The following is a 1121-nucleotide window of genomic DNA, read 5'->3' on the forward strand; positions in this document are numbered from 1 at the left end:
ACTTTAACAGCTGCTATCTCTGCAGTATTAACTAAAGTACACGGTGGTGAAGTTAAAGATTTCGCACAAATCGATAATGCTCCTGAAGAGCGTGAGCGTGGTATTACAATCAATACTTCTCACATCGAGTACGATACAGAAGTTCGTCACTACGCACACGTAGATTGTCCTGGTCACGCCGATTACATCAAAAACATGATCACCGGTGCTGCACAAATGGATGGCGCTATCTTAGTAGTTGCTGCTACAGATGGTCCTATGCCACAAACACGTGAGCACATCTTGTTATCACGTCAGGTTGGTGTTCCATATATCATCGTATTCATGAACAAATGTGATGTTGTAGATGACGAAGAATTACTAGAATTAGTAGAAATGGAAATTCGTGAACTTCTTTCTGAATATGACTTCCCAGGTGATGATTTACCGGTAATTCAAGGTTCAGCTTTAGGCGCTCTTCAAGGCGACGAAAAGTGGGAAGCAAAAATCATCGAACTTGCTGATCAATTAGATAACTACATTCCAGAGCCAGAGCGTGCAATCGACGGAGCATTCATCATGCCTATCGAAGATGTATTCTCAATTGCTGGTCGTGGTACTGTTGTTACTGGTCGTGTTGAACGCGGTATCATCAAAATTGGTGAAGAAGTAGAAGTTGTTGGTATCCGTGATACTCAAAAATCTACTTGTACTGGTGTTGAAATGTTCCGTAAGCTTCTAGACGAAGGTCGTGCTGGCGAGAACTGTGGTGTACTTTTACGTGGTCTTAAGCGTGAAGATGTTGAACGTGGTCAAGTATTATGTAAGCCTGGTTCAATTTCACCTCATACAAAATTCGAATCAGAAGTATACGTGTTAAGTAAAGATGAAGGTGGTCGTCATACACCATTCTTTAAAGGATACCGTCCACAGTTTTACTTCCGTACAACAGATATCACAGGTGCTGTAGAGCTTCCTGAAGGTGTTGAAATGGTAATGCCTGGCGACAACTTGAAATTTGTTGTAGAGCTAATCAACCCAGTAGCGATGGATGAAGGTTTACGCTTCGCTATCCGTGAAGGTGGTCGTACTGTTGGTGCTGGTGTTGTATCTAAAATCATCGCATAATTGCAGATTTTAGT

At 41.9% G+C, this 1121-nt stretch carries 1 protein-coding gene; it reads left to right on the forward strand.

What is annotated here, in order from left to right; translation table 11 throughout:
• Positions 1-1107, forward strand: a 1107-nt coding sequence (tuf, locus tag H4J56_RS19370) for an elongation factor Tu (RefSeq protein WP_182218777.1), incomplete at its 5' end; no start/stop codon positions are given.
• Positions 1108-1121 lie beyond the last annotated feature (14 nt).

Origin of the sequence: Colwellia sp. BRX8-4 (genome assembly GCF_014077345.1) — a bacterium.
GTDB lineage: Bacteria > Pseudomonadota > Gammaproteobacteria > Enterobacterales > Alteromonadaceae > Colwellia_A.